We start from the raw sequence: 22057 nt of genomic DNA on the forward strand, positions 1-22057 counted from the left end.
TGCCCTCTCGTGAGGCGGGCCGTGGGTACAGTGCGGGAAGCCGGGGGTGGGGCGACTCCGGGTCGGGCCCGGGGAGTTCGAATCGGCGGCTCGGGCGGGGACGGTTGGGCGCGACGGTCCGGGGGGACTTTGTGAAGGTAGTGATCACCGGCGGTGCCGGTTTCATCGGCGCGAATCTGGCCGCCTCGTTGCAGGGCCACGACGTGGTGCGCGACGTTCACGTGGTGGACGATCTGTCCACGGGGTCGCTCGCGAACCTCACCGGGTTGAAGGTGACGTTCCATCAGGGCTCGATCCTGGAACCGGAGTTGCTCGACCGCGCGTTCGAGGGTGCGGACGCGGTGGTGCATCTGGCCGCGTTGCCTTCGGTGCCCCGGTCGGTGGAGGCGCCGCTGGCCAGCCACCACGCCAACGCGACGGGCACCCTCGAGGTGTTGGAGGCGGCCCGGCGGGCCGGGAACATCCACGTGGTGGCCGCGTCCTCGTCGTCGGTGTACGGCGCGAATCGCGAGTTGCCCAAGCGTGAGGACATGCGCACCGCGCCGCTGAGCCCGTACGCGGTGAGCAAGTTGGCCACCGAGGCGTATCTGGTCGCGTACGGCAACTGCTACGGGCTGCCGGTGTTGCCGTTCCGGTTCTTCAACGTCTTCGGCCCCGGCCAGCCGGCCGATCACGCGTACGCCGCGGTGATTCCGCGCTTCGTGGACGCGGCGCTGGCGGGTCGGCCGCTGTCGGTGCAGGGCGACGGCGAACAGACGCGCGACTTCACCGACATCGACAGCGTGTGCGCGGTGTTGACCGACGCCGTGTTGCGCCGGGTGGTCTCGGACATCCCGGTCAACCTGGCCTTCGGCTCCCGGACTTCGTTGAACGCGCTGATCGCTCTGCTGGCGGATGTGCTCGGGCACGCGGTCGAGGTGGAGCACACCTCCCCCAGGCCCGGTGACGTGCGCGACTCCCAGGCGGACGGGTCGCGGCTGCGCGCGTTGTTCCCGGCGGCGGAGCCTGTCGAGTTGCGCGACGGGCTGGCCCGGACGGTCGCGTGGTTCCGGTCCCGGCTCGGCTGAGGCGCGGTCGGGCGGCTCAGTCCCGGGTGGGTGGGCGCAGGGGGCGGGCGGGTGCGCCCACCACGGTGGTGCCGGCGGGTACGTCGCGCGTGACCACGGCGCCCGCGCCGACGAAGGCGTCCGGGCCGACGGTCAGGCCCTGGAGGACGACGGCGTTGCTGCCGACGGTGGCGCCCGCGCACAGGTGCACGTTGCCGGAGATGTTGGCGCCCGGATACACGGTGGCGCGCGCGTCGAGCACGGTGTCGTGCCCGATGGTGGCGTTGTAGTGGACCTGCGCGTGCGGGCCGAGGGTGACGCTGCTGGAGACGTACGCGTTGGCCTGGACGAGGCAGCCGGCCGCGAGCACCGTCTCAGGCGCGATCGCCGCGCGCGGATGCACGAGGGTGGCCGGGCGCAGTCCCCGCCGCTCCAGCAGGAGGGCGAACCGGGCCCGGGCGGCCGGGGCGGCGATGCCGACCAGGTACTCGCCGGCCGCGGCCTCGTCGGGGCGCAACACCGGGAGTCCGCGCACCTGTTCGCCGGCGCGGGCGTCGTCGAGGAACGCGGTGACGGGAAGCGCGGCGGCGAGCGCGGTGTCGAGGGCTTCGCGGCCGACGCCGCCGGCCCCGCAGATGTAGAGCTGCATGGGGGACATCCTGGCACCGCCGGGCGGTCGGGGTGGGAGGCGCACGAACGCGAACGCGGGCACCGACGCGGGCGCGGGCGTGGCAGGGCTGGCCCGGATCGTCGAGTGGAAGCGAATGGTGCGGTGAGTGCTGATCGGGAAGGCGACCTTCGGGTTCGAGGCAGGGCGCGATATCTGTCCCGACTGGATCCACCGGGTGCCGCGCTGGTCGCGGTGGCGGCGTTGTGGGCACCGGTGGCGGCGGCGAATCGGGTCGGTGCGCCGGGGAGGTATCTGCTGGCGCTGGCGACCGTGGCCGGGGCGTACGTGCTGGGGCGGCTGTGCGGCGGGCGGTTCGCGTTACCCGTGCCGGCGATGCTCGCCGGCGCGGTGACGGTGATGTTGGTGGTGTGGCCCGACGCGGTGAGTGGGGACGCGACGGCGCCGCCGTTGGATTATGGGAACGCCGACGGTGCGTTGGTGGTGCAGGGGGTGGGGGCGGCGTGTCTGGCCGCTGTGGCCGCCGTGTCGGGTCGGTGGCGGGCCGCACTGCTGGTGTTGGCCGGGGTGTTGGTGGTGGGTACGTTCGCGACGCGGTCGGTGGCCGCGGCGGCGGGGGCAGTGGCGGTGTTGTCGACCGCGCTGACGGCGCCGCTGGTGCGGCGGCGGGGCACGGTCGTGGCGCTGTCGGCGCTGTGCGCGGCCGGGGTGGTGCTGGGCACCGTGGTCCTGGGTGCGCTGGGTACGCGGACGGAGAGCGTCGAGGGTGCCGCCCGGGCGGGGTTGACCGAGCGTCGGGTGCAACTGTGGGGCGACGGCGTACATCTGACGAAGCGTTTCCCGGTACGCGGGACGGGGCCCGGCACGTTCGTGGAGAACAGTCCGACCGTGCGTTCGGACGCGGATGTGCACTCCGCGCACTCGATGTGGCTGCGGCAGAGCGCCGAGCAGGGCGTCCCCGGCGCGCTGTGTCTGGTCGGCGTGGTGGGATGGGTGTACGTGCGGTTGTGGCGCTCGGCGCGGTCCCCGGCGGTGGTGGCGGTGGGATCGGTGACCTTCACGGCGTTCGTGGTGCAGGCCTCGATGGACTATGTGGCCGAGTTTCCGGCGGTGTTGGCGGCGGTCGGGGTGGTCGTGGGGGTGGCGACGGCGGGGCCGGACGTGCGGGCGCGGCCGCGGGCCGTTCCGGCGGTGGGGGTCTCGTAGCGCGGGCGGGGCTTTCCCGGCGTGATCGGGTGAACGCCGTGGCCGGCGTGCGGAGTTGCGACGTGGTTGTCGGGGTCGTGGTTTGTCCGGGCCGGCGTCCTTGAGGGCTTTGCACGACTTGCCCGCTTCACCCGATCTACGCTCGGGAAACCTCAGATGAAGCTCAGATCCGTCGCGTCGAGGCGAGTCCCCGTCTATTTTGTGGAATCGCCGCACCACGGGCGCACCTATTTCCCAGGCAAGGGGAATGTCACGTCGATTCGCAGGTTTGTCGATCTGCGTGCAGGATTGCCGGAATCCCGTTTCGAGTTCGTTGCGGGATTTTCCAGAGAATGAGAACAGGCGGGACGGACGGTCCGGGGGGCCGTCTGCCGATCGGGTGGGTATGAGCCCCGGCATCCCGTTGTACATGCAGGTCAATGCCCTGTCATCAGGCGGGCGTGGGACCGGCCGGCCGCCGGCCGGCGCGGTGAACCGACGTCTCGCCATGCCCCCGAAACGGTGTCGGATGGTCCCGGAAAGCCCAACTCGAAATTCTGCGCCGGCTCTTTCGAATACGTTGCGCGACTGCTTCAATGCCCACTGATCTCCGGGTGACCCCGGTATCACCTGTTCAGTGGGAGGGCACGATCAGCAGCACGACGGCCGCCAATCCTTTCGGCGCGGACTTCTGGAGCGGCAACCGGGGCGTGGGCTGGCTCGCCCTGCTCGAACTGGTGATCCTGGTCGCGGTGTTGCTGCGGGTGTTGTCCCGACGGGCGGGCCCGCGCGGGCTGTTCCGCGGATTCGGGCACCAGGTGGCGGCGACCGGGCGGGCGTTCGCCGCGCCGTTCGCCGCCTGGCGGCGGGATCGCCGTGGGGTCGCGGTGCTCACTCGCCATCTGGGCGCGCCGGAGACCTTCGAACGCGCCACGCGGGCGCTGGGCGCGGCCCGGGCGGCGGGGGCGCGGCCGTGGGCGGTGGTGTTGACGGGCGAGCGTGTGGCGGTACGGCTCGCGGCGGTCCGGGCGCCGGAGGTCGCGGATCCCTGGGTGGTGGACCCGGACGACGCGCTGGTGTGGACGGCCGCGGTGGCCGATCTGGGTGTGCCCGAGCCGCCCGGGGCCGTGCCGCTGCCGATCGTGGTCGGGTTGATCGGGGCCGATGTGGTCCTGCTGGATGCGGCGGCGGTGGGGCCGGTGCTCACCGTGACCGGGGACCGTGCGGGCACGGACCTGGGCCATGCGTTGACCGCGCAGTTGGTCCGGCGGTTGCCGGCGGGTGCGGTGGGCATCGCGCACGGTGTGCATCCGAGGTTCCCCGGGCGGTCGCCGGCGGAACTGGCCGCCGATCCGGCGGTACGCGTCCTGGTGTGCGCCGAGCCCGCTCCGGATGCGGCCGGTGAACCGGCGGCGTTCGCGGCGCGGCCGGGCCGTACGGTGCTCGTCCTCGGGGAGGTGCGGGGGCGGCGGCTGAGCCTGCGCCCGGACGCCTTCGGGGTGTTGCCCGCCGCGGACGGCCTGGGCCCGGTCGAAACGGCCGGCCTGGCGCGTGCGGTGGCCCGCGTGATCCGGTCGGGGCGCCCGACGGGGCCGACGGTGAACCCGCCGAGTGTGACGACGCCGGCGACGGATACGGCCCGGCCGGTACCGGGGGCCACGGGCGGAACGGGTTCGGGTCGAGCGGGCGTTCCGGACGCCGCGCCCGCGCGGGTCGGCGCGGGAGCCTCGTCCCGAAACGGCACGGATGTCGGCGGCGGCGCCGCGCTCGACCGGGCGGACGGGGCGATGGCGACCATCGGCTTGGAAGGCGGCGGTACGGCGGGCGCGAGCGGGGCCGGCCGGCGTCGCGAGCGGACGGGTGGCGGCCCCGCCGCTGCCGGCTCGGCCGGGGGCACGAGCCTGGGCGCTGACGGTGGCCCGGTCGAGGGTGCCGCCCCGGTGGTCGAGTCCGTCGGGGGTGGTTCCGGCTCGGCGGGCCGGGTCGGGGACGGGCGGGTGAGTACGCGGGCCGCCTCGGGCGGTGCCGCCTCGGCTGCCGCGTCCGCGTCGACTCCTGCGGGTCCGTCGGATCCGGCGGATGCGGGGGCGTCGACGAGCGCTTCGGCGTCGGCGTCGGGGTCCGCGTCCGCCGCTGCGGATGCGGGAGTTCCGTCGCGGCCCCGACCGCGCGTGTCGCCGTCGACCGCCGGGCAGCGGCGACCCGACGCCGATCTCCGGTCCGAGGGCGTGGACGGGACGGCCTCCCCCGCGCACCCGATTCCGGCAGCCTCGCAGCGCCCCACGGCCTCCGCGAGCGCGGAATCGCCGACCACCCCGCCAACGCCCACGAGGCCGCCGGCCGCAACCGCCGCCCACCGCCGACCCCCAGCCTTCGCCTCGGCGCGCCAAGCCCACCAACCCACCGAACCCCCCACGCCAACCGCCGAGCCCAAGCCACCCACAACACCCCCGGCACCCCCCGGATCCGAGCCACCCACCGGACGTTCGGCAACCGGCGAGCCCCAACCGCCCGCCACACCCACGACAACCGCCGCACCCGAGCCGCCCGCCGGACGTTCGGCAACCGGCGGACCCCAACCGCCCACCGCACCCACGGCAACCGCCGGATCCAAGCCGCCTGCCACACCCCCGACAACCCCCGAATCCAAGCCACCCGCCGGGCCCTCGGCAACCGGCGGACCCCAACCGCCCACCGCACCCACGGCAACCGCCGGATTCGAGCCGCCTGCCACACCCACGGCCACCACCGGATCCGAGCCCACCGGGCCCTCGGCCGCCGGCGGGCCCCAACCGCCGGCCACTGGCACGGCCGCCGCCGGGTCCGAGTCGCCGGCTTCGCCCACGGCAACCGCCACATCCCGACCGCCCACGGCAACCGGCGGGCCCGAGCCACTGGCAGCGCCCCCAGCAACCACCGCGCCCCAACCGCCGGCCACGCCCACGGCAACCGGCGCATCCGAGCCGCCCGCCACGTCCACGGCAGCCACCGCCTCCGAGGCATCTGCCGTGTCCGACGTGTTCGGGCCGGTCGAGCCCCCCGTCCCGCCCATCACCCCCGCCCGGCTGTGACCGCCGTCCGCGTGCTTCTGGAGGCGATCCCATGCGACTGACCATCACCGTGTCCGAGCCCGCGCGGGGGCGGCGGGAGTCGATCCTGGTCGATGCCCCCGCCGAGAGCACCGTTCGGGATCTGCTCGAACACCTCGCCGACACGCACGACCTGGGCGCGCCCGGCCTGCCCTGCCGGCTCGCGGCCACCGTGCTCGACCCCGACGAAGCCCTGTCGGCCTGCGGCATCCGCGAGGGCAGCGAACTCACGCTCGGGGCGGCCCCCGCCGAGCCGCCCCCGTGCCCCGATCCGCCCCTCGTAGAGCTGCACCTCGCGGCGGGGCCCGGGGCCGGGCGGATCTGGCCGCTGCCGATGGGGACCTATGACATCGGCTCGGCCCCGGAATGCGCGATCCGCATCGACGAACCCGGCGTGCCGGCGCACGGGATCCGGGTCATGGTCGGCCCGAACGGCAAGGTGCGGGTCGCCGCGCCGGCCGGGAGCGAGGTCCGACTCGGGCGGGTGTACCGGACCAAGGAGGACACGCCCGAGCGGCCGGTCGACCCCAAGGAGAAGGAGTTCGCCGACGAGCCGCCGCCGGACCCGGAGGCGCCGATCGTCGACGAGGTCGCCTGGGACCTCGGCGTGGGCCTGACCGTGGGGCCGGTACTGCTGCGCCCCGCCGCCCCGTTCGACGCGGGCGCGGACATCGTGCCCTCGGCCGACGGCGCGGGCCTCGACTTCAACCGGCCGCCGCGCATCGTGGAGCCGGTCCAGGGCGGGCGGTTCCGGATCCCGACCCGGCCGCGCGGCTCGTTCCGGCAGCCGTTCCCGATGCTGGTCACGCTCGCGCCGATGTTGCTCGGGCTGGTCATGGTGAAGGTCTTCCACTCCTACTTCTTCCTGATCTTCGCGATCTTCAGCCCGATCATGGCCCTGGCCAACTGGATCTCCTCGCGGCGCAGCGGGCGCAAGCAGTTCGTCAAGGACCTGGCCGCCTACCGGGTGCGCAAGGCGGAGGTGCTGGCCGAGGTCGCCGCGAGCACGGAGGTGGAGCGGCAGGGGCGGGTCGACGCGATCCCGGACCCGTCGACGACCGGCCTGTTCGCCACCGGCCCGGGGCAGCGGTTGTGGGAGCGGCGCCGGGTCGATCCCGACCATCTGGTGTTGCGCGTGGGCACGTCGGCGCACACCTCGTTGAACGAGGTCGAGGATCCCGATTCGCAGTCGTTGGAGCGGCGCGCGTCGTGGACGGTGCCGGACGTGCCGACGGCGGTGGATCTGCCGCAGCAGGGTGTACTCGGCGTGGCCGGGCCGAGCGGGCCCGCGTTGCGGATGGCCGGGTGGCTGGTCGCGCAGGCGGTGATCCTGCACAGTCCCCGCGATGTGCAGGTGCGGTTGCTCACCGGGGCGGCGGGGGCCGAGGAGTGGGGGTGGCTGGCCTGGGTGCCGCATGCGCGCGGCACGGTGCCCGGCGGCCCCGAGGTGTTGCTCGGCAGCGATCCGGAGACGATCGCGGCGCGGGTCGCGGAGTTGGTCCAGGTGGTACGGGCGCGCAGGGCCGCCGCCGAGACGTTGTTGCGCAACGCGGTGTTCGCGGAGCCGGACATCGTGCTGGTCGTGGACGGCGCCCGGCGGTTGCGGGAGATCCCGGGTATGACCCAGGTGTTGCAGGAGGGCCCGCAGGTGCGGGTGTTCTCGATCTGCGTGGACACCGAGGAGCGTTTCCTGCCGCAGGAGTGCACGGCGGTGATCGGCCTCGCCGACGCGGGACAGGCGCGTGGTCCGGTCGCGACGTTGCGCCGGCACGGGACGCCGACGGTCGCCGACGTGCGGCCGGATCTGCCGACGCCGGCGTGGTGCGAGTCGATCGCGCGGGCGTTGGCGCCGGTGCGGGACGTGACCTCGCCGGACGAGGGCGCACTGCCGGATCGGGTGTTGTTGCCGGAGTTGTTGGCGCTGGATCCGCCGGACCCGGCGACGATCGGCGAGCGCTGGCGGCGGCGACCCGCGTCCACGCGGGCGTTCCTGGGTGTCGGCTACGACGGTCCGGTCTCGTTCGACCTGGTTCTCGACGGCCCGCATGCGTTGATCGCCGGCACCACGGGATCGGGCAAGTCGGAGCTGTTGCAGTCGTTCGTGGCCGCGCTGGCGGCGGCGAACCGGCCGGACGAGTTGACCTTCGTGCTGGTCGACTACAAGGGCGGCTCCGCGTTCAAGGACTGCGTCGAACTTCCGCACACGCTCGGCATGGTCACCGACCTCGACGCCCAGTTGGTGCACCGGGCGATGGCCTCGCTCGGCGCGGAACTCACGCGCCGTGAACTGCTGTTGGCGATGGTGGGGGCGAAGGATCACGCGGAGTATCGGGGCAAGCGCATACGGGACGCGGAGTTGCCCGCGCTGCCGCGACTGCTGCTGATCGTGGACGAGTTCGCCACGCTGGTCCGCGAGGTGCCGGACTTCATCCCGGGTCTGGTCGGGATCGCCCAGCGCGGCCGTTCGCTGGGGATCCACATGGTGCTCGCCACGCAGCGTCCGGCCGGGGTGATCACGGCGGACATCCGGGCCAATACGAATCTGCGGATCGCGTTGCGGGTGACCGACGCCGGGGAGAGTTCGGACGTGATCGACACCAAGGACGCGGTGGCGATCTCCTCGTCCACGCCGGGCCGGGCGCTGGCCCGGACCTCGCATCACACGGTGATCCCGTTCCAGACCGCGTACGCGGGCACCGAACGGCTGGACACCAAGGCCGATCCCGACGCGCTCCGGGCGCTGCCCGCTCCGGTGGAGCCGGTACGGCCGCAGACGTCGGTGTTGTCCTGGAGCCGGTTGGGTCGACCGCGTCCGCCCGCCGTCGAGGTGGAGGTCGAGCCGCAGCCGCAGCCGGGGGACGCCGAGCCGACCACCGACCTCAAGGAGTTGGTCACCGCGATCTCGGCGGCGGCCGCGGCCCTGCCGGACTTCGTCAAGCCGCCGAGCCCGTGGCTGGACCCGCTGCCGCATCGGGTGCTGCCGGCGGATCTGCCGCCGGCCGCGCCGGGTGCCGAACGACCGCCCGGCGCGCTGGAGCCGGTGGCGTGGGCGATGGAGGACGTGCCGCATCTCCAGGCGCGCAAGCCGGTGCTGCTCGATCCGAGCACGTTCGGCCACCTGTTCGTGGTGGGCGCGCCGCGCACCGGGCGCAGCCAGTTGTTGCGCACGATGGCGGCGGCGCTGGCCCGGCGGCACTCGTGCGGCGTGGTGCACATCCAGGCGATCGACGCCGGAGGTGGGGCGTTGGCCGCGCTGGCCGATCTGCCGCACTGCGGCACGGTGGTGCCGCGCAACGACCTGAGCCGGATCGACCGGTTGATCTCCCGGCTCGGCGAGGAGCTGAGCAGCCGTCAGGAGCTGTTGTCCCGGCAGGCGTGCGCGAATCTGACCGAGTTGCGGGCGAGCGACGCGCGGGGGTGTCCGGCGCATGTGTTCCTGCTGATCGACGGGTGGGATCCGCTGGCGCCGACGTTGTACGAGTACGACGACGGCCGGGTGATGAACGAGGTGGTGCGGTTGTTGCGCGAGGGCGCGGCGGCCGGGATCCATCTGGTGATGACCTCGGAACGCGCGTTGATCAACGGGCGGTTGTCCTCGGTCAACGACGACATGGTGCTGTTGCGGCTGGCCGATCGGGCCGAGTATTCGGGCGCGGGGGTGCCGCGGACCGCGATTCCCGGGTCGATGCCGCCGGGGCGGATCCTGGTGTCGGGTTCGTGGACCGAGGCGCAGGTGTGTCTGCTCGGCCCGGGTGAGAGCGGGCGCGAGCAGGTCGAGGCGCTGCGCCGGATCGCGGCGGACGCGCGCGAGCGGGACGCGGGGGTGGATCCGGCGCGGCGGCCGTTCGTCCTGGCTCCGCTGCCCACCGCGATCACCTTCGCCGAGGCGTACGAGGCGGTGACCGAGGAGCAACGTCGCCCGCTGTGGGGCCTGTTGGGGATCGGCGGCGACGCGGTGGGCGCGGTCGGCGCGGATTTCGCCGACGCGCAGCACACCTTCGCGGTGGTCGGGCCGCCCGGCAGTGGGCGCAGCAACACGCTGGCGACGATGGCGGTGTCGCTCCTGGCGAGCGGGACCCGGGTGGTGGCGATCACGCCGCGCGATTCACCGCTGCGCCTGTTGCGGGCGCATCCGCTGGTGACGCTGGTGGAGGGGGCCGACTCGGACGGGTCGCGGACCTCGGCCGCGGTGGCGGAACTGGCCGGTCCGGCGGTGGTGTTGATCGACGACGCGGATCTGCTGTCGGAGATGGGGTCGATGGTCGGGTACGCGCTGCGCGATGTGATCGGTTCCGGCCGCGACCGGGGCATCGGGTTGGCGTACGCGGCGACGGCCGAGACGTTGTTGCAGTCGCTCAGCGGGTGGTTGGGCGATGTCCGGCGCAATCGGCAGGGCATCCTGCTGTCGCCGCAGCTCGGTGGCGAGGGCGATCTGATCGGCGCCCGGTTGCCCACCGAGCGGGTTCGGCAGCCGCTGCGGATCGGCCATGCCTGGATCCGGGACCGGAAGGGCTTTCTGGCTCCGGTACTGGTGCCGGAGACACAACTGCGCCCCGCCGCCGGATGACGGCGGGGGGCGCGGGAGACGGGCGGCGGCGCGGTTCCCGGTGGTCGATCCACGCGGGAACCGCGGACCGGGTCAGGTGGTGTGCGCCGGCGGCGGCTTGACGTCCTCGCCGTCGAGGCTGCGCAGATTGCTCACCACGACCTGGAAGGTGTCGCTGAACTGCTTGATCGAAACCATTGCCTTGTCGAGTGAAGTGGTCAACTCGTCATAGGACTGGGTCATCTGCGGGCTCGTCTTCCGCAGATAAAGGCCACCGTCGGGGTTCAGCAATGCCGTCACGACGCCCCGCAGACTCTGCAATGCGTCCTGTGTGCTCTTCGCACTGGTCACCATGTCGGTGGCGACATGTTCGACCTCGGTGATATTGACATCGACATCCGTGCCGGTGGGAGTGGCCATGTCCATCCTTTTTCGTGATGCGGGAGCGAGGGCGGGAGATTCGGTCAGCCGGACTTCTGCAGTGCCGCCTTCATCGACGAGTCGAGCTTCTGCGCCGCCTCGACAATCTTGTCGAACTGCTGGGAGAAGGTGATGATGTTGAGGATCGCCTTTTCCAGGTCCGCGCTCAGCGTCTTGTATTTGGTGTTCAGTTCGTCGCTGCTGAGCTTGAGCCACAGCCCGGATCCGGGCTTCAGCAGCGCGTCCACCTTCCCCTGGAGTCGGCGAATCTCCAGGACCGCCGCATCGGATACCTTCTTCATTTCCAGCTGGGCGGTGTGCACCTGGTCGTAGGTAATCTTGAAATCGCTCGCCATGGGGAATTCCTCACTGCGCCGTGATGGTCTTTCGAAAACGATGTCCGGACGTGTGTCGGGCTATCTCCGGTCCCGTCCGCCGCCGCCTCCACCGATCGGCGGTCGGTATGGGGGCTCCTTGACGACCTTGGTCCACGGGGACTCGGGGTCCTTGATGTTCGGGTTGGTATAGACCGTGGTGCCGTCTTTGTCGGTGATCGTCTTGGTGCCCCGGCCGGCCCCGTCCACCTCGACCTTCTCGGTGCTCACCGAGCCGTCCCGACCTGTGGTGACGGTGTTGTAGGCACCGTTGTCACCGTAGGTGGTGTGCTCGGTGTAGGTGGTGCCGTGGTCGGTGATGGTCACGGTCTGCTCGGTCACGTCGTAGTTGCCGTCGACCTTGACGGTGACGTCGGTGGTGACGCCGTTCTTGTCGGTGTTCGTGTAGTGCAGGGGTGGCTGGTCGCTCGGTTTCTCCGGTGCCGTCTCACCCTCCTTCGGCTTTCCGTCCGGGTGGGTCTTGAGCCATTCGTCCCAGGCTTTCCGCTGCTGGATCCAGCGGTCCAGCGGATTGCGTCCCGGCGTTGCCGCGAATTGCGCCGCGACGCCGTCGTCCCATGCTTCCGCGCCGTCCGCGACATATCCGAGGAGTTTCGACAGCGCGCCCAATCCGTCGACCGCCTTGCCCATGGGTCCGGACCACGCGGTATAGAAGGAGCCGAGCGGAGCGGCCACGCCGCCGATGTCCGCGGCCGGGATAGTACCGTATTGGCCGGGCACCTGCGTGCCGTAGGTACGGAACTTCGCCGCGTCCTCCTTGAACGTATTGGCGAGCAGCGTCAGCGCGGTCGCCATTTTGCGAAGCTCGGTGTAATCGAGGGAAATATCGGGCAAAGCGAACTCCATTCGACAGATCGGCGCCGGGTTCGGTCCCGCACCGCGCCCGAACACTGGCGCCGCGTCTCATCATCGGCCAAGATTGCCGGAGAATAAAGAGCCGCAGCGACCCGTCCCGATATCGCCGATGCGCTGCACCGTCGCCACGAGAGCATCGACATCCGACGCGATCGAACTTCCGCCCGGAGGGCCCATGCCACGCAATGTCGATGCCACGACGTTGAAAAAGCTGGGATACACGGGCGATCAGACGCCGGGTGATCCCGACTCGATCCGGGACGCCTCGCTGTATCTGGCCGCGTTGGCCAAGAAGGCCTCCGACGCCTCGCTCAAACTCGCCGGACTGGTCCAGGACGACGCGAAGGCGCCGCTGATGGGCGAGGCCGCGACCGAGTTGCGCGCCCACGTCAAGGACCAGCTCAAGCTGTTCGTGGACAAGCTGGCCCAGGCCGGCCAGATCGCGAGCACCGCGCTGTCGACCTACGCGACGGACCTGCTCGCGGCCCAGCAAAAGGGTCAGGAGGCGCTGAACGCGGCGGCCCCGCTGCCCGAGGGCGACCCGGGCCTCGCGGCGGCGAAGTCGACCATGTCCACGGCCAGGACCATGTACCTGGAGGCGGTGGAGAAGGCCCGCAAGGCCCTGGCTCCCGCGACCGCGCTCAAGACCAGCCCGAAGACGGTCGCCGAGGAGTTCTGGGACTTCTTCAAGATCTTCACCATCGTGCTGACCGTGCTCGGCGTGCTCTTCGGCGGGCCGCTGGGGCTGCTGGCCTTCGGCGCCAACCTGGTCGTACTGGGCAAGACCATCGCGGACTTCGCCAACGGCAAGGCCACCGGGCTCGAACTGTTCCTGAACATCCTGGGCGTGCTGTTCCCCTCCACCAAGGCACTGCTGCCGGCGCTGCTCAGCGGCCTGAAGAACCTCCTGGTGGGGCTGGGCAAGGGCGCGGTCAACCTGTTCAAGGGGGCCGGCAACCTGCTGTCGCTGCTGAGCACCGGCCTCAAGGGGTTCAACCTGTCCGGCTGGCGGTTCGCGCTCGCCTACGCCGGTCTGCTCACCGGTGCGCTCGCGTTCAAGGGCGGGGTGCTGGTCGGCAAGCTGCTGGTGTTGCCGTTCAAGGCGATCGTGTGGGTGGGCAAGACCGCGTGGGCGGTGGGCAAGAAGGGCTTCGGCGAACTCAAGGGCTGGGGCTCGCTCGGCATCCTCCTGCCGGTGGCCGGCGACGAGATCGCCAAGCTGGGGCTGGCGCGGGCGCTGAAGATCGGTTTCTGGGAGCGCGGAGTCCTGGGCAGCCAGAAGGACTTCATCCGGGCCGGGCTGGCGGTGCCGCCGGCCGCGGCCGGGACCGCGGGCAAGATCGGCGGACACACCCTGGACAAGCTGCCGATGCCGCCGGGGATCGGCGCCGGCCGGGACCTGTCCTCGTTCACCGGCTTCGGGCTGCACGACATGCCCAGGCTCGGCAGCTCGTTCGACACCGCCGTGTTCGTGCCGGCCGCGAGCGGGTTGTACACCGCGCACCACGGGCTCGGCGTGTACAGCTTCGGCAACACCCTGCTCGGGCACGAGGGCTTGCAGACGCTCGGCACCACGATCGGTCACGGCGTCACGCCGCAACTCCAGTGGAACTCGCTGCACGACGTGCTGAACCAGGCCGTGGGCGGGACGTCCGCGCTGCACGGTCTCGACGTGGGCGCCCTGTCGCCGCACACTCTCGGCGGCGCGGTGGAGAGCACCCAGTCGTTCGCGAAGAGCGCGATCGGCGTCGGCGAGGAGGTGCGGATGACGCCGCTGCCGGAGATCCGCCGGCTGACCCACGGCGACACCACGCTGACCACGTCCGGCATGGACCGGTTCGTGGCCACGCACACCGACGCGCTCACGAACAAGGCCACGGTCGCGAACGCGGTGCCGGCGCCGACCCTGCCGAACGCGGTGCACGCGCCGGGCGCGCCGACGTCGGTGCACGCGCCGGGTTCGGTACACACGCCGAACGCGGGCGCCGGCGTCGGAACGGGTGCCGGTGCCGGTGCGGCCAAGGTGGACGTCTTCGACCTGCTCGCGCCGGGCGCGGGCAAGAGCGGCTCGACCCCGCCGCCGCCCCCTTCCGTGCCACCGGCCACGCCGATCGCGCCCGGTGTGTCCGCCCTGCACCAGGACAACGCGCTCAACCTGCTCGCCGGCGGATCCCGCACCGGGGATCAACTCCCGGCCGCCTCGGCCAGGTTCGCCCCGGTCGACCTCGCCGGCGGCAACTCCGCCGGCGCCCTGCGGCCGGACCTGGCGGGCGGGCAGAAGGCCATCGACACGGTGTCGGCGCTGGTCGGCGAGAAGATCCCGATGCGGGCCGACCCGCCTCCGGTCGGCCACACTCCCCCGCCGCCGGCCCCACCGATCACCGCGCCCCCGCCGCCCGTCGTACGCGGCCGCGAACCGCTGCCGCCGAACGCGTTGGCGAACTTCGGCGCGGAGCAGCGCATGCTCGTCACCAGGGCACTGGACGACGTGGCGACCGGGCCGGGGCCAGGCGGCAAGTCCACACAGGCGCTGCCCGGTTCCCGGTTCGAGGCATGGCACGACTACTCGCGGGCCAAGCAGGCGTTCGACCGGGCCGCGACCACCGAGCAGGGGCTTCGGACCCGACTGCTCACCGGCGACACCAGTTCCGGCACGGTGCGGGCACACCTGATGGTCGCCACCGCGGAGCGGGCCAACGCCCATCTGGCCCTGGAGGATGCCACGACGGCCTTGAAGGCGTGGGGCGTGGATCCCGTGCGCGCGGTTCCCGCGGTCGCCGAGGCGATGGAGAAGCTGCGCGGGTTGCCCGGCGGCATGACGCCGGTGGAGCACGTTTTCGACGGGCGGGCGCGCGTGCCCGACTCGTGGCCACAGGGCGGCGGCGCCGTCGGACGCAACGATCCCGTGGTGCACATGTTCCGCACCGGGGACACGGTCGACCACTTCGAGGTGCTGGGTCCGATGGGCCCGGGCGGGACCCGGCCGCTGCTGCACGACGGCCATCTCCTGCCCGACGGGACCTACCAGGTGTTCCACGGGCGGTTCCGGGCCGACAGCCCCTTCGAGATCTGGGCGGACACCGGCGGCACGCGCCTCGCCACCGGCGAGCTTCGGGGCGGGGGACCCAATTTCACGGTCACCACGACCGGCGGCGACTTCCGCATCTGGGGACCCCGCGACCCCGCGACCGGCCTCCATCCGGTCCTGGGCGAGGCGCGCCGCCTGCCGGATGGCACCTGGCGGGTGGAGAATCTGGCGAACCGCCCGGCGGGCGATTTCCGGATCGTGGGACCGCGCGGCGCCGACGGCGCCCACCCGGTCCTGCGCGACGTGCACGTCCCGGGCAACGGTACGCATCACGTCTACGACGGGCCCCTGACCGATCCCGGACGCAATTTCGAGATCCGCTCCGCCGCCGACGGCACGCTCCTCGGACGCGCCGAATTCCGCACCGCCACCGGCGACTTCCGCGTCACCAACACCGGCGACAACCACTTCCAAACCTGGGGACCGCGCGACCCGGACACCGGTGCCCACCCCCTCCTCGCGGACGCCCGTGCACAAGCCGACGGCACGTACCACGTCTACGCCGGCCCCCACTCCGCCCCCGGTCAGGGCTTCGAGATCTGGTCCGACACCAACGGCACCGTCCTCAAGAACGCCCGATACCGGGCGGCCGGCGACGACTTCCACGTCACCAACGTCGGCGACGAGCACTTCCAGACCTGGGGACCGCGCGACCCCGACACCGGTATCCACCCGGTGCGCGAGGACGGGTACGCGCTCGGTGGGGATCGTTTCCAGGTCTTCGAGGGGCCGCGCGGGACCGCCGAGCGGTTCCGCATCCATGGGCCCGCCGACGCGAACGGCCTTCGGCCTCCGGCCACGCAGCACGGATACGCGCTGGGCGACGGCACCTGGCAGGTGTACGAAGGGGCGGCACACGGTCGGCTGGACGACTTCCGGGTCTGGGGCGCGGACACCACTCCGCTTCGGACCGGGACCCGCATTCGGGCCACGGAGCGTTTCCGGGTCACCAACGAAGGCGACGAGCACTTTCAGATCTGGGGCCCGCGCGGCGCGGACGACGCCGCGCCGGAGGTGTTCAAGGACGCTCGCCGGCTGACCGACCGGCGGTATCAGGTCTTCGAGGGGCCGCCCACGGCCGGCAGCCGCAACTTCGAGGTATGGGCCGGAGATTCCTTCCGGATCGACCGCAACGGCGCCGTGCACGGCGGAAAGGTCACGCACGTCGGGGAACGGGTCGGCGAGACGGCCCACTTCCGGGTCACCGACCGGCTCCGCGACACCTGGGAGAAGTGGGACGGCGCCGACCTGACCGACCATCGGCTGCTGGAGTACCCGCTGAACGGCCCGATCCCCGGAGTCGTTCGGCGGATCGATCACACGAACGGCACCTGGCAGGACGTACGTCCCCCGAACGCCCCGCTCGGCCACGACGTCGGTTGGGAACACATGCCCTTCCGCAAGGGCACCGTCGAGCAGTGGCCCGCCGGCCCCAACGGCGAGTACAAGGGCATCCGCACGCTCACCGACGGCAACGGAAACATCGTGTACACCCGCGACCCGTCGATCGCCGCCGACGGCCACTGGGTCGAGGCGATGCGCGACCACGCCGGCAAGTGGCGGTGGGTGGAGAAGACCGGCGAGGGTCGCACGATCGCCACCGGCCGGCGCTACGTGCGCTGGGACACCACGGCGTACGACGTGATCGACGGCGTCTTCGACCTCAACGCCCGGCACCTGTTCGGCGGAAAGGTCCGGGACATCTTCCCGCAGCTCGACGGGGGCCGCTTCGTCGCCGAGAAGGGCGGCCTACGGGACTGGCAGTGGCAGAAGTGGGACCCCGACGGCGCGCTTCAGGCCAAGGGCCGGCTGGAATACCGGGTGGACCCGAACCTGGGCTTCCGCGCCCGGGTCACCGAAGTCCGGCTACCCGACGGCGGGTTCCACCGGCTCACCGACGCCGACCGCCCCCTCGTCGCCTTCGAGCGGTTCGCGCCCATGCGCGGCAGCACGAAGGGCGACAAGTTCTTCTCCGCGCCCGACAAGGCCCGCGGCACCCGGCAGTTCACCTTCGACGCGAACGCGCAACCGGCGGAGCAGTTCAAGTACTCCGTCGAGCGCAACTACGTGAACGAGGAGGCGGCCACGTTCACCAAGTTCGGCGAGGCCGAACTGAAGGTGCGGCGGATCTGGCAGCAGCGCTTCAACACCCCGTTCTTCCCCGGGCGGGTGGACTTCCCCGGCAACCTGCTCACCGGCGACAGTCGGCTCTACCGGTACTGGACCGTCTCGGAGAAGAGCGGCGGGGAGACCACCGCCCGCACGCTGCGCGTCCAGCGCCTGGACGGCACCTGGCAGGACTTCACCGCGAACCGCGAGTTGGTGCGGGAGAGTCGGGTCCTGGCCGATGGCCGCAAGATCGAGTTCACCGCCGACGTCCCGGGGCGCAGCGGCACCTGGCGGGAGGTGGGCGGCACCGGCACCGGGCCGCGGGTCTTCGACGACAACCGGGGCTGGATCGACTACGCCGACGAGGCCCGCACGATCGAGGTCCGCAAGACCATCGACGCCAAGGGCACGGTGCGCGAGTATCCCGGCACCGCGGGCGACGCGGGCGCCTGGGTGGATCGCAACCGCTTCGGCCAACTGGTCGCGCGCCGGGACGAGATCACCGGCGGCTTCCTCGAGGCCCACATGCGGAAGGGGCCGGACGGCGAGTTCACCTGGACCAAACAGGCCGGCCCCGGCGATCCGCCCTTCGAGGGGCCGACCACCGGCACCCGCACCACCAATCGCGCCGGCGCGCAGATGTGGGGCGAGGGATTCGACGACGCGTTCAAGGACTACGCCCGGATCGACGGGCGGGACGTTCTGGTCTACGAGCGCAAGTCGCTGGCCGACGGCCGCACCGCGATCATCGAGCGACACGGCGCCGACGACTACCGCACCACGGTCAAGGGCCGGGAAGGCGCCGTCGAGGCGGCCCCCGGCGTCGGCGACGTGCGGCACGTGGACGCCGGCACGAAGGGGTGGCACGACGAGTTCACCGACGCCGCCGGCAACGTCCACACCCTTCGTGAGGGGCGCGGCGACGCGATCCGCGAGTATCACGTCACCGACGGCAGGGCCGATCCGCGGCACTGGGACGACGTGCGCAACGGCACCAGGATCCGCTCGTACGAGCCGATCACGCACGGTGGGCAACCGGTCGGCTACCTGGAGAAGGACATCGCCTACCTCCAGCAGCGCATCTACGACGGCGACGGCAACCTCGTGGTCCACCAGGGCCTGTCCACCCGGATCTTCGAGAAGACGCGGGCCGCGGATCCGAGCCTGGTCAATCGCGTCGAGTCCAAGCTGCACCCCGACAAGGCCCTGGCCAAGGGCGTCGACTCGCGGTTCAAACTGGTCGGGCGCGGGGTGGACCACCCCGGCGCGCTGAACGACTTCCGCGGCTACAACCGGGCGCTGGCGGACACCAACCGGCGGCACTGGGGCGGGTACGACCGGCTCACCGGCTCGGCGGAGTGGACCTTCGGGCAGAAGGTGTGGACCAAGGTCGGCATGGAGTTCATGCAGGACTTCGGCTTCTCCGTGCTGGCCGGCATGATCACCGAGTGGATCAACGACGGCAGCATCTCCGGTGCCGACTGGGGGAAGATCTTCCTCAACTCGGCGGTCTCCGCGTCGTTCGCGGGCCTGATGGCCCGCTTCCACGAACTCAAGCTGAAGCCCGGGTCGTTCTCCCCCAAGCAGTTCAAGGACGGGCTCACCGCCAACGACTTCGGCAAGCCGTTCAACACCAACCCCTACTTCGGCGACAACTGGAAGACCGACTGGTCCAACTTCGACACCGCGTTGCGCTGGCGCTCGGGGATGTACAAGTACAGCCTGGGACTTGCGGTCAACCCGATGGTCGCGTTCGTCAACGGGTCGATCAACGCCGCGGTGTTCGGCGACAAGAACGGCGTCAAGCACTACGGCCTGGACGCGCTGAGGTTCGGCGGGGTCGCGGCGCTGGGCTCGCTGGCCGGTTCGGCGTTCGGCCCGGGGGCGTTCAAGTTCGCCTACGACGCCTATGCGGCGGGCCGGTTCTGGCGCAAGTCCGGGATCCTGGACCTCGGTATCAAGTTCGGTGAGAAGTTGATCGACGCCCAGCTCAACAAGCTCTTCCAGAAGGCGCTCGGGCTGAACGAGAAGTATCTCTACCCGCCCACGCCCGAGAACGGACAAAAGCCGTGAGTGTGTTCGGCAACCGCGGCAATCGCGGTCCCCGCGGCGACCGCCCCCAGCGTGGTGGTCGACCCGTCACCACCGGTCGCACCATCGCGGAGTTGATCGGCGCCGCGCCCGACGGCGCCCGCGTCCTGGTCGCTCCCGGCGAGTACCGCGAGCACGTCGTGCTCGATCGCGGCGTGGTCCTGGTCGCCGAACAGGGGCCCGGCAGCGTGCGCCTGACGGGTGCTCACGACGTCGCGCTGACCGTCTCCGGCGGGGCCGGCGTCCGGGTCGAGGGGGTGGTCCTGATCGCCGCCGATGCGACCGCCCCGGCCGTGCGGGTCACCGGTGGCGCCGAGGTCGACTTCGACGACTGCCGCGTCCTGGGCGGGCGGGTGGAGATCGTCGACACCGCCCGGGTCCGGCTGAGCGACTGCCGAATATCGGCCGCCGGAGTGGCCGGGGTGTCGGTGGCCGACGACGCGCGCCTGTCCATGACGGGTTGTCGGATCTGCGCGGTGGACGGCGCGGGTGTGCTCCTGGCCGGGTCGGCCACGGTGACCCTGGCGGATTCGGTGGTCACCGAGGCCGCCGTCGGCCTGAACGTGCGCGACACCGCGAGCGTGCAGGCGCGCGGCTGCGCCTTCGTCCGCTGCACGCACAACGCCGTGCTGGTGGAGAACGAGGCGACGGCCGGCCTGGACGCCTGCCGCTGCACCGACAGCGGCGAGGACGCGGTACTGGTGCGCTGCGTCGCGACGTTGACCATGCGGGGCAGTGCGGTCGACCGCGCCGGGGCCTCCGGGGTGGCCGCGATCGGGCAGGCCTCGGCGAACGTGCTCGACTGCCAGATCGTCGGTGCCGCGCTCAGCGGCGCGGTCGCCGACGAGGAGTCCCGCCTCGACCTGGTCGGCGGGCTGATTCGGGCCACCGGCGCCAACGGCGTCTTCGCCCGCGGCTCGGCCCGGGTCGGCCTGGACGGCGTCGTGATCGCCGACACCGCGTTCACCGCCGTACACCTGGACGAGCACGCGCACGGCGAACTGGCCGCCGTCGTGCTCGGCCCGACCCCCGAGCACGGCCTGTGCGTCGCGGGCGCGGCGGGCGTCACCGCGACCGGCCTGCTGGTGCGCGCCGCCGAGATGACCGGCATCCACCTCGGCGGCACCGGTACCGCCCGGGTGCACGCGTCCGCGGCGCACCGCTGCGGGATCGGGCTGCGCGTGGACGAGGGCATCGACGCGGTGGTCGAGGACGCCGGCTTCGCCGCCACCGGGCGGGCCGGGATCGAGGTGGGACCGGACGCCCGGCCGACGCTGCGCCGGGTCCGGGTCGCCCGCGCCGGTACCGCCGGGGTGGTCGTGCACGAACGCGCGGCGCCCGTCCTCGAGGACTGCGCGGTCACGGACAGCGCGGGCTCGGCGATGGTGGTGTGGACGGACGCGGCCCCCGTGGTCCGGGCCGGCGCGCTGACCGGCGCGGGCAAGAACGGGGTGTACCTCAAGGGCGGCGCCGGTGGCGAGTTCACCGACTGTGTGCTGGCCGGCTCGGCGTATCCGGCGGTCTACGTGGCGGCCGGCGCGGCGCCCGTGCTGCGCGCGTGCACGTTCCGGGACTGCCCGGGCGACGCGACCATCGAGGATCCGGAACAGACCTCGGCGGTGTTCGCCGACTGTGTGGCCCGCGGGGTCGCCGAGGTCCTGGTGTCCGGCCGGGGCACGGCGCCGCCGGCGGGCCCGAACGGCCTTGCCGAGGGCTCCGGCGCGGCGGACGACCCGGCCGAGGCACCGGCGGATCTGGGCACGCTGCTCGCCGAGTTGGAGGAATTGGTCGGATTGGCCCGGGTCAAGCACGATGTCGCCACACTCGTGCAGTTGATGCAGTTGGTTCGCCGCCGCGAGGAGGCCGGGCTGACCCCGCCGCCGCTGAGTCGACACCTGGTGTTCGCCGGCAATCCGGGTACCGGCAAGACCACCGTGGCACGTTTGTACGGGCGGATCCTGGCCGCGCTCGGCATGCTCTCGCGCGGTCACCTGGTGGAGGCCGATCGCGGTGCGCTGGTCGGCGAGTACGTCGGGCACACCGCACCACGCACGACGGCGATCTTCCGCAAGGCGCTGGGCGGCGTGTTGTTCATCGACGAGGCGTACTCGTTGACGTCGGCGGGCGGCAGCGACTTCGGGCAGGAGGCGATCGCGACACTGGTCAAGCTGATGGAGGATCACCGCGACGACATCGTGGTGATCGTCGCCGGCTACCCGGACGAGATGCATCGCTTCATCGACTCCAACCCCGGTCTGGATTCGCGGTTCAACCGCACCGTGGTGTTCGAGGACTACGCGTCGGCGGATCTGGTGCGCATCGTCGAACACCAGGCCGCGGCCTACGAGTACACCCTCGACGAATCGGCACGCGCGGGCCTGTTGGCCTACTTCGACTCGGTCCCGCGCGACCGGCGGTTCGGCAACGGGCGTTCCGCGCGGCAGGCCTTCCAGGAGATGACCGAGCGGCATGCCCGACGCATCTCCGCCATCGCCGAGGTGACCCCCGAGGATCTGGTCTCCCTGCGCGCACCCGACCTCCCCGATCTCGTTCCGGCCGCCGGCGATCCCGCCCGGGCGGCCGAACCGACTCCGAAAGGCTGAAC

At 72.0% G+C, this 22057-nt stretch carries 10 protein-coding genes; 6 read left to right on the plus strand and 4 right to left on the minus strand.

All coding sequences use genetic code 11. From position 1 onward, the window contains the following. Positions 1 to 131 precede the first annotated feature (131 nt). Positions 132 to 1067 carry an NAD-dependent epimerase/dehydratase family protein gene (locus tag B4N89_RS04040; RefSeq protein ID WP_078979096.1) on the plus strand — a complete coding sequence of 312 codons (936 nt, stop codon included), beginning with the start codon at positions 132 to 134 and terminating at the stop codon, positions 1065 to 1067. A gap of 16 nt (positions 1068 to 1083) precedes the next feature. On the opposite strand, the gene B4N89_RS04045 is transcribed toward B4N89_RS04040, so the two are convergent. Next, complete coding sequence (locus B4N89_RS04045; protein WP_235618458.1) at positions 1084 to 1695, minus strand: NeuD/PglB/VioB family sugar acetyltransferase; 612 nt, start codon at positions 1693 to 1695, stop codon at positions 1084 to 1086. 123 nt (positions 1696 to 1818) lie between these two features. Here B4N89_RS04045 and B4N89_RS04050 point away from each other — a divergent pair, with 123 nt between their 5' ends. The 3 genes from B4N89_RS04050 to B4N89_RS04070 all read left to right on the plus strand — a co-directional run bounded on the left by B4N89_RS04050 (position 1819) and on the right by B4N89_RS04070 (position 10515). Further along, complete coding sequence (locus B4N89_RS04050; RefSeq protein ID WP_143657825.1) at positions 1819 to 2880, plus strand: O-antigen ligase family protein; 1062 nt, start codon at positions 1819 to 1821, stop codon at positions 2878 to 2880. A 575-nt stretch (positions 2881 to 3455) separates the two neighbouring features. After that, positions 3456 to 5930: a hypothetical protein gene (locus B4N89_RS47510; RefSeq protein ID WP_143657826.1), complete on the plus strand. Its 2475-nt coding sequence runs from the start codon at positions 3456 to 3458 to the stop codon at positions 5928 to 5930. 31 nt (positions 5931 to 5961) lie between these two features. Beyond that, positions 5962 to 10515: an FtsK/SpoIIIE domain-containing protein gene (locus B4N89_RS04070; RefSeq protein ID WP_078974490.1), complete on the plus strand. Its 4554-nt coding sequence runs from the start codon at positions 5962 to 5964 to the stop codon at positions 10513 to 10515. Between the two features lie 72 nt (positions 10516 to 10587). Here B4N89_RS04070 and B4N89_RS04075 read toward each other — a convergent pair whose 3' ends face one another. From B4N89_RS04075 to B4N89_RS04085, 3 genes are read right to left on the minus strand one after another with little or no spacing between them, the layout of a single operon-like run. Then, positions 10588 to 10914 carry a hypothetical protein gene (locus B4N89_RS04075; protein ID WP_126641095.1) on the minus strand — a complete coding sequence of 109 codons (327 nt, stop codon included), beginning with the start codon at positions 10912 to 10914 and terminating at the stop codon, positions 10588 to 10590. A gap of 44 nt (positions 10915 to 10958) precedes the next feature. Next, complete coding sequence (locus tag B4N89_RS04080) at positions 10959 to 11270, minus strand: hypothetical protein (protein ID WP_078974492.1); 312 nt, start codon at positions 11268 to 11270, stop codon at positions 10959 to 10961. Positions 11271 to 11330: 60 nt separating this feature from the next. Next, positions 11331 to 12143 (minus strand): hypothetical protein, encoded by an 813-nt coding sequence (locus tag B4N89_RS04085; protein WP_143657827.1) that lies wholly within the window; start codon positions 12141 to 12143, stop codon positions 11331 to 11333. Between the two features lie 196 nt (positions 12144 to 12339). Here B4N89_RS04085 and B4N89_RS04090 point away from each other — a divergent pair, with 196 nt between their 5' ends. Then, positions 12340 to 19434, plus strand: coding sequence for a hypothetical protein (locus B4N89_RS04090; RefSeq protein ID WP_078974494.1), 7095 nt, complete (start codon positions 12340 to 12342; stop codon positions 19432 to 19434). After that, on the plus strand, positions 19431 to 22055 hold the full coding sequence (locus tag B4N89_RS04095) for a right-handed parallel beta-helix repeat-containing protein (RefSeq protein ID WP_101896991.1): 2625 nt from the start codon (positions 19431 to 19433) through the stop codon (positions 22053 to 22055). The genes B4N89_RS04090 and B4N89_RS04095 overlap by 4 nt, the downstream gene beginning before the upstream one ends. Positions 22056 to 22057: the final 2 nt, after the last annotated feature.

The organism is Embleya scabrispora (assembly GCF_002024165.1).
GTDB lineage: Bacteria > Actinomycetota > Actinomycetes > Streptomycetales > Streptomycetaceae > Embleya > Embleya scabrispora_A.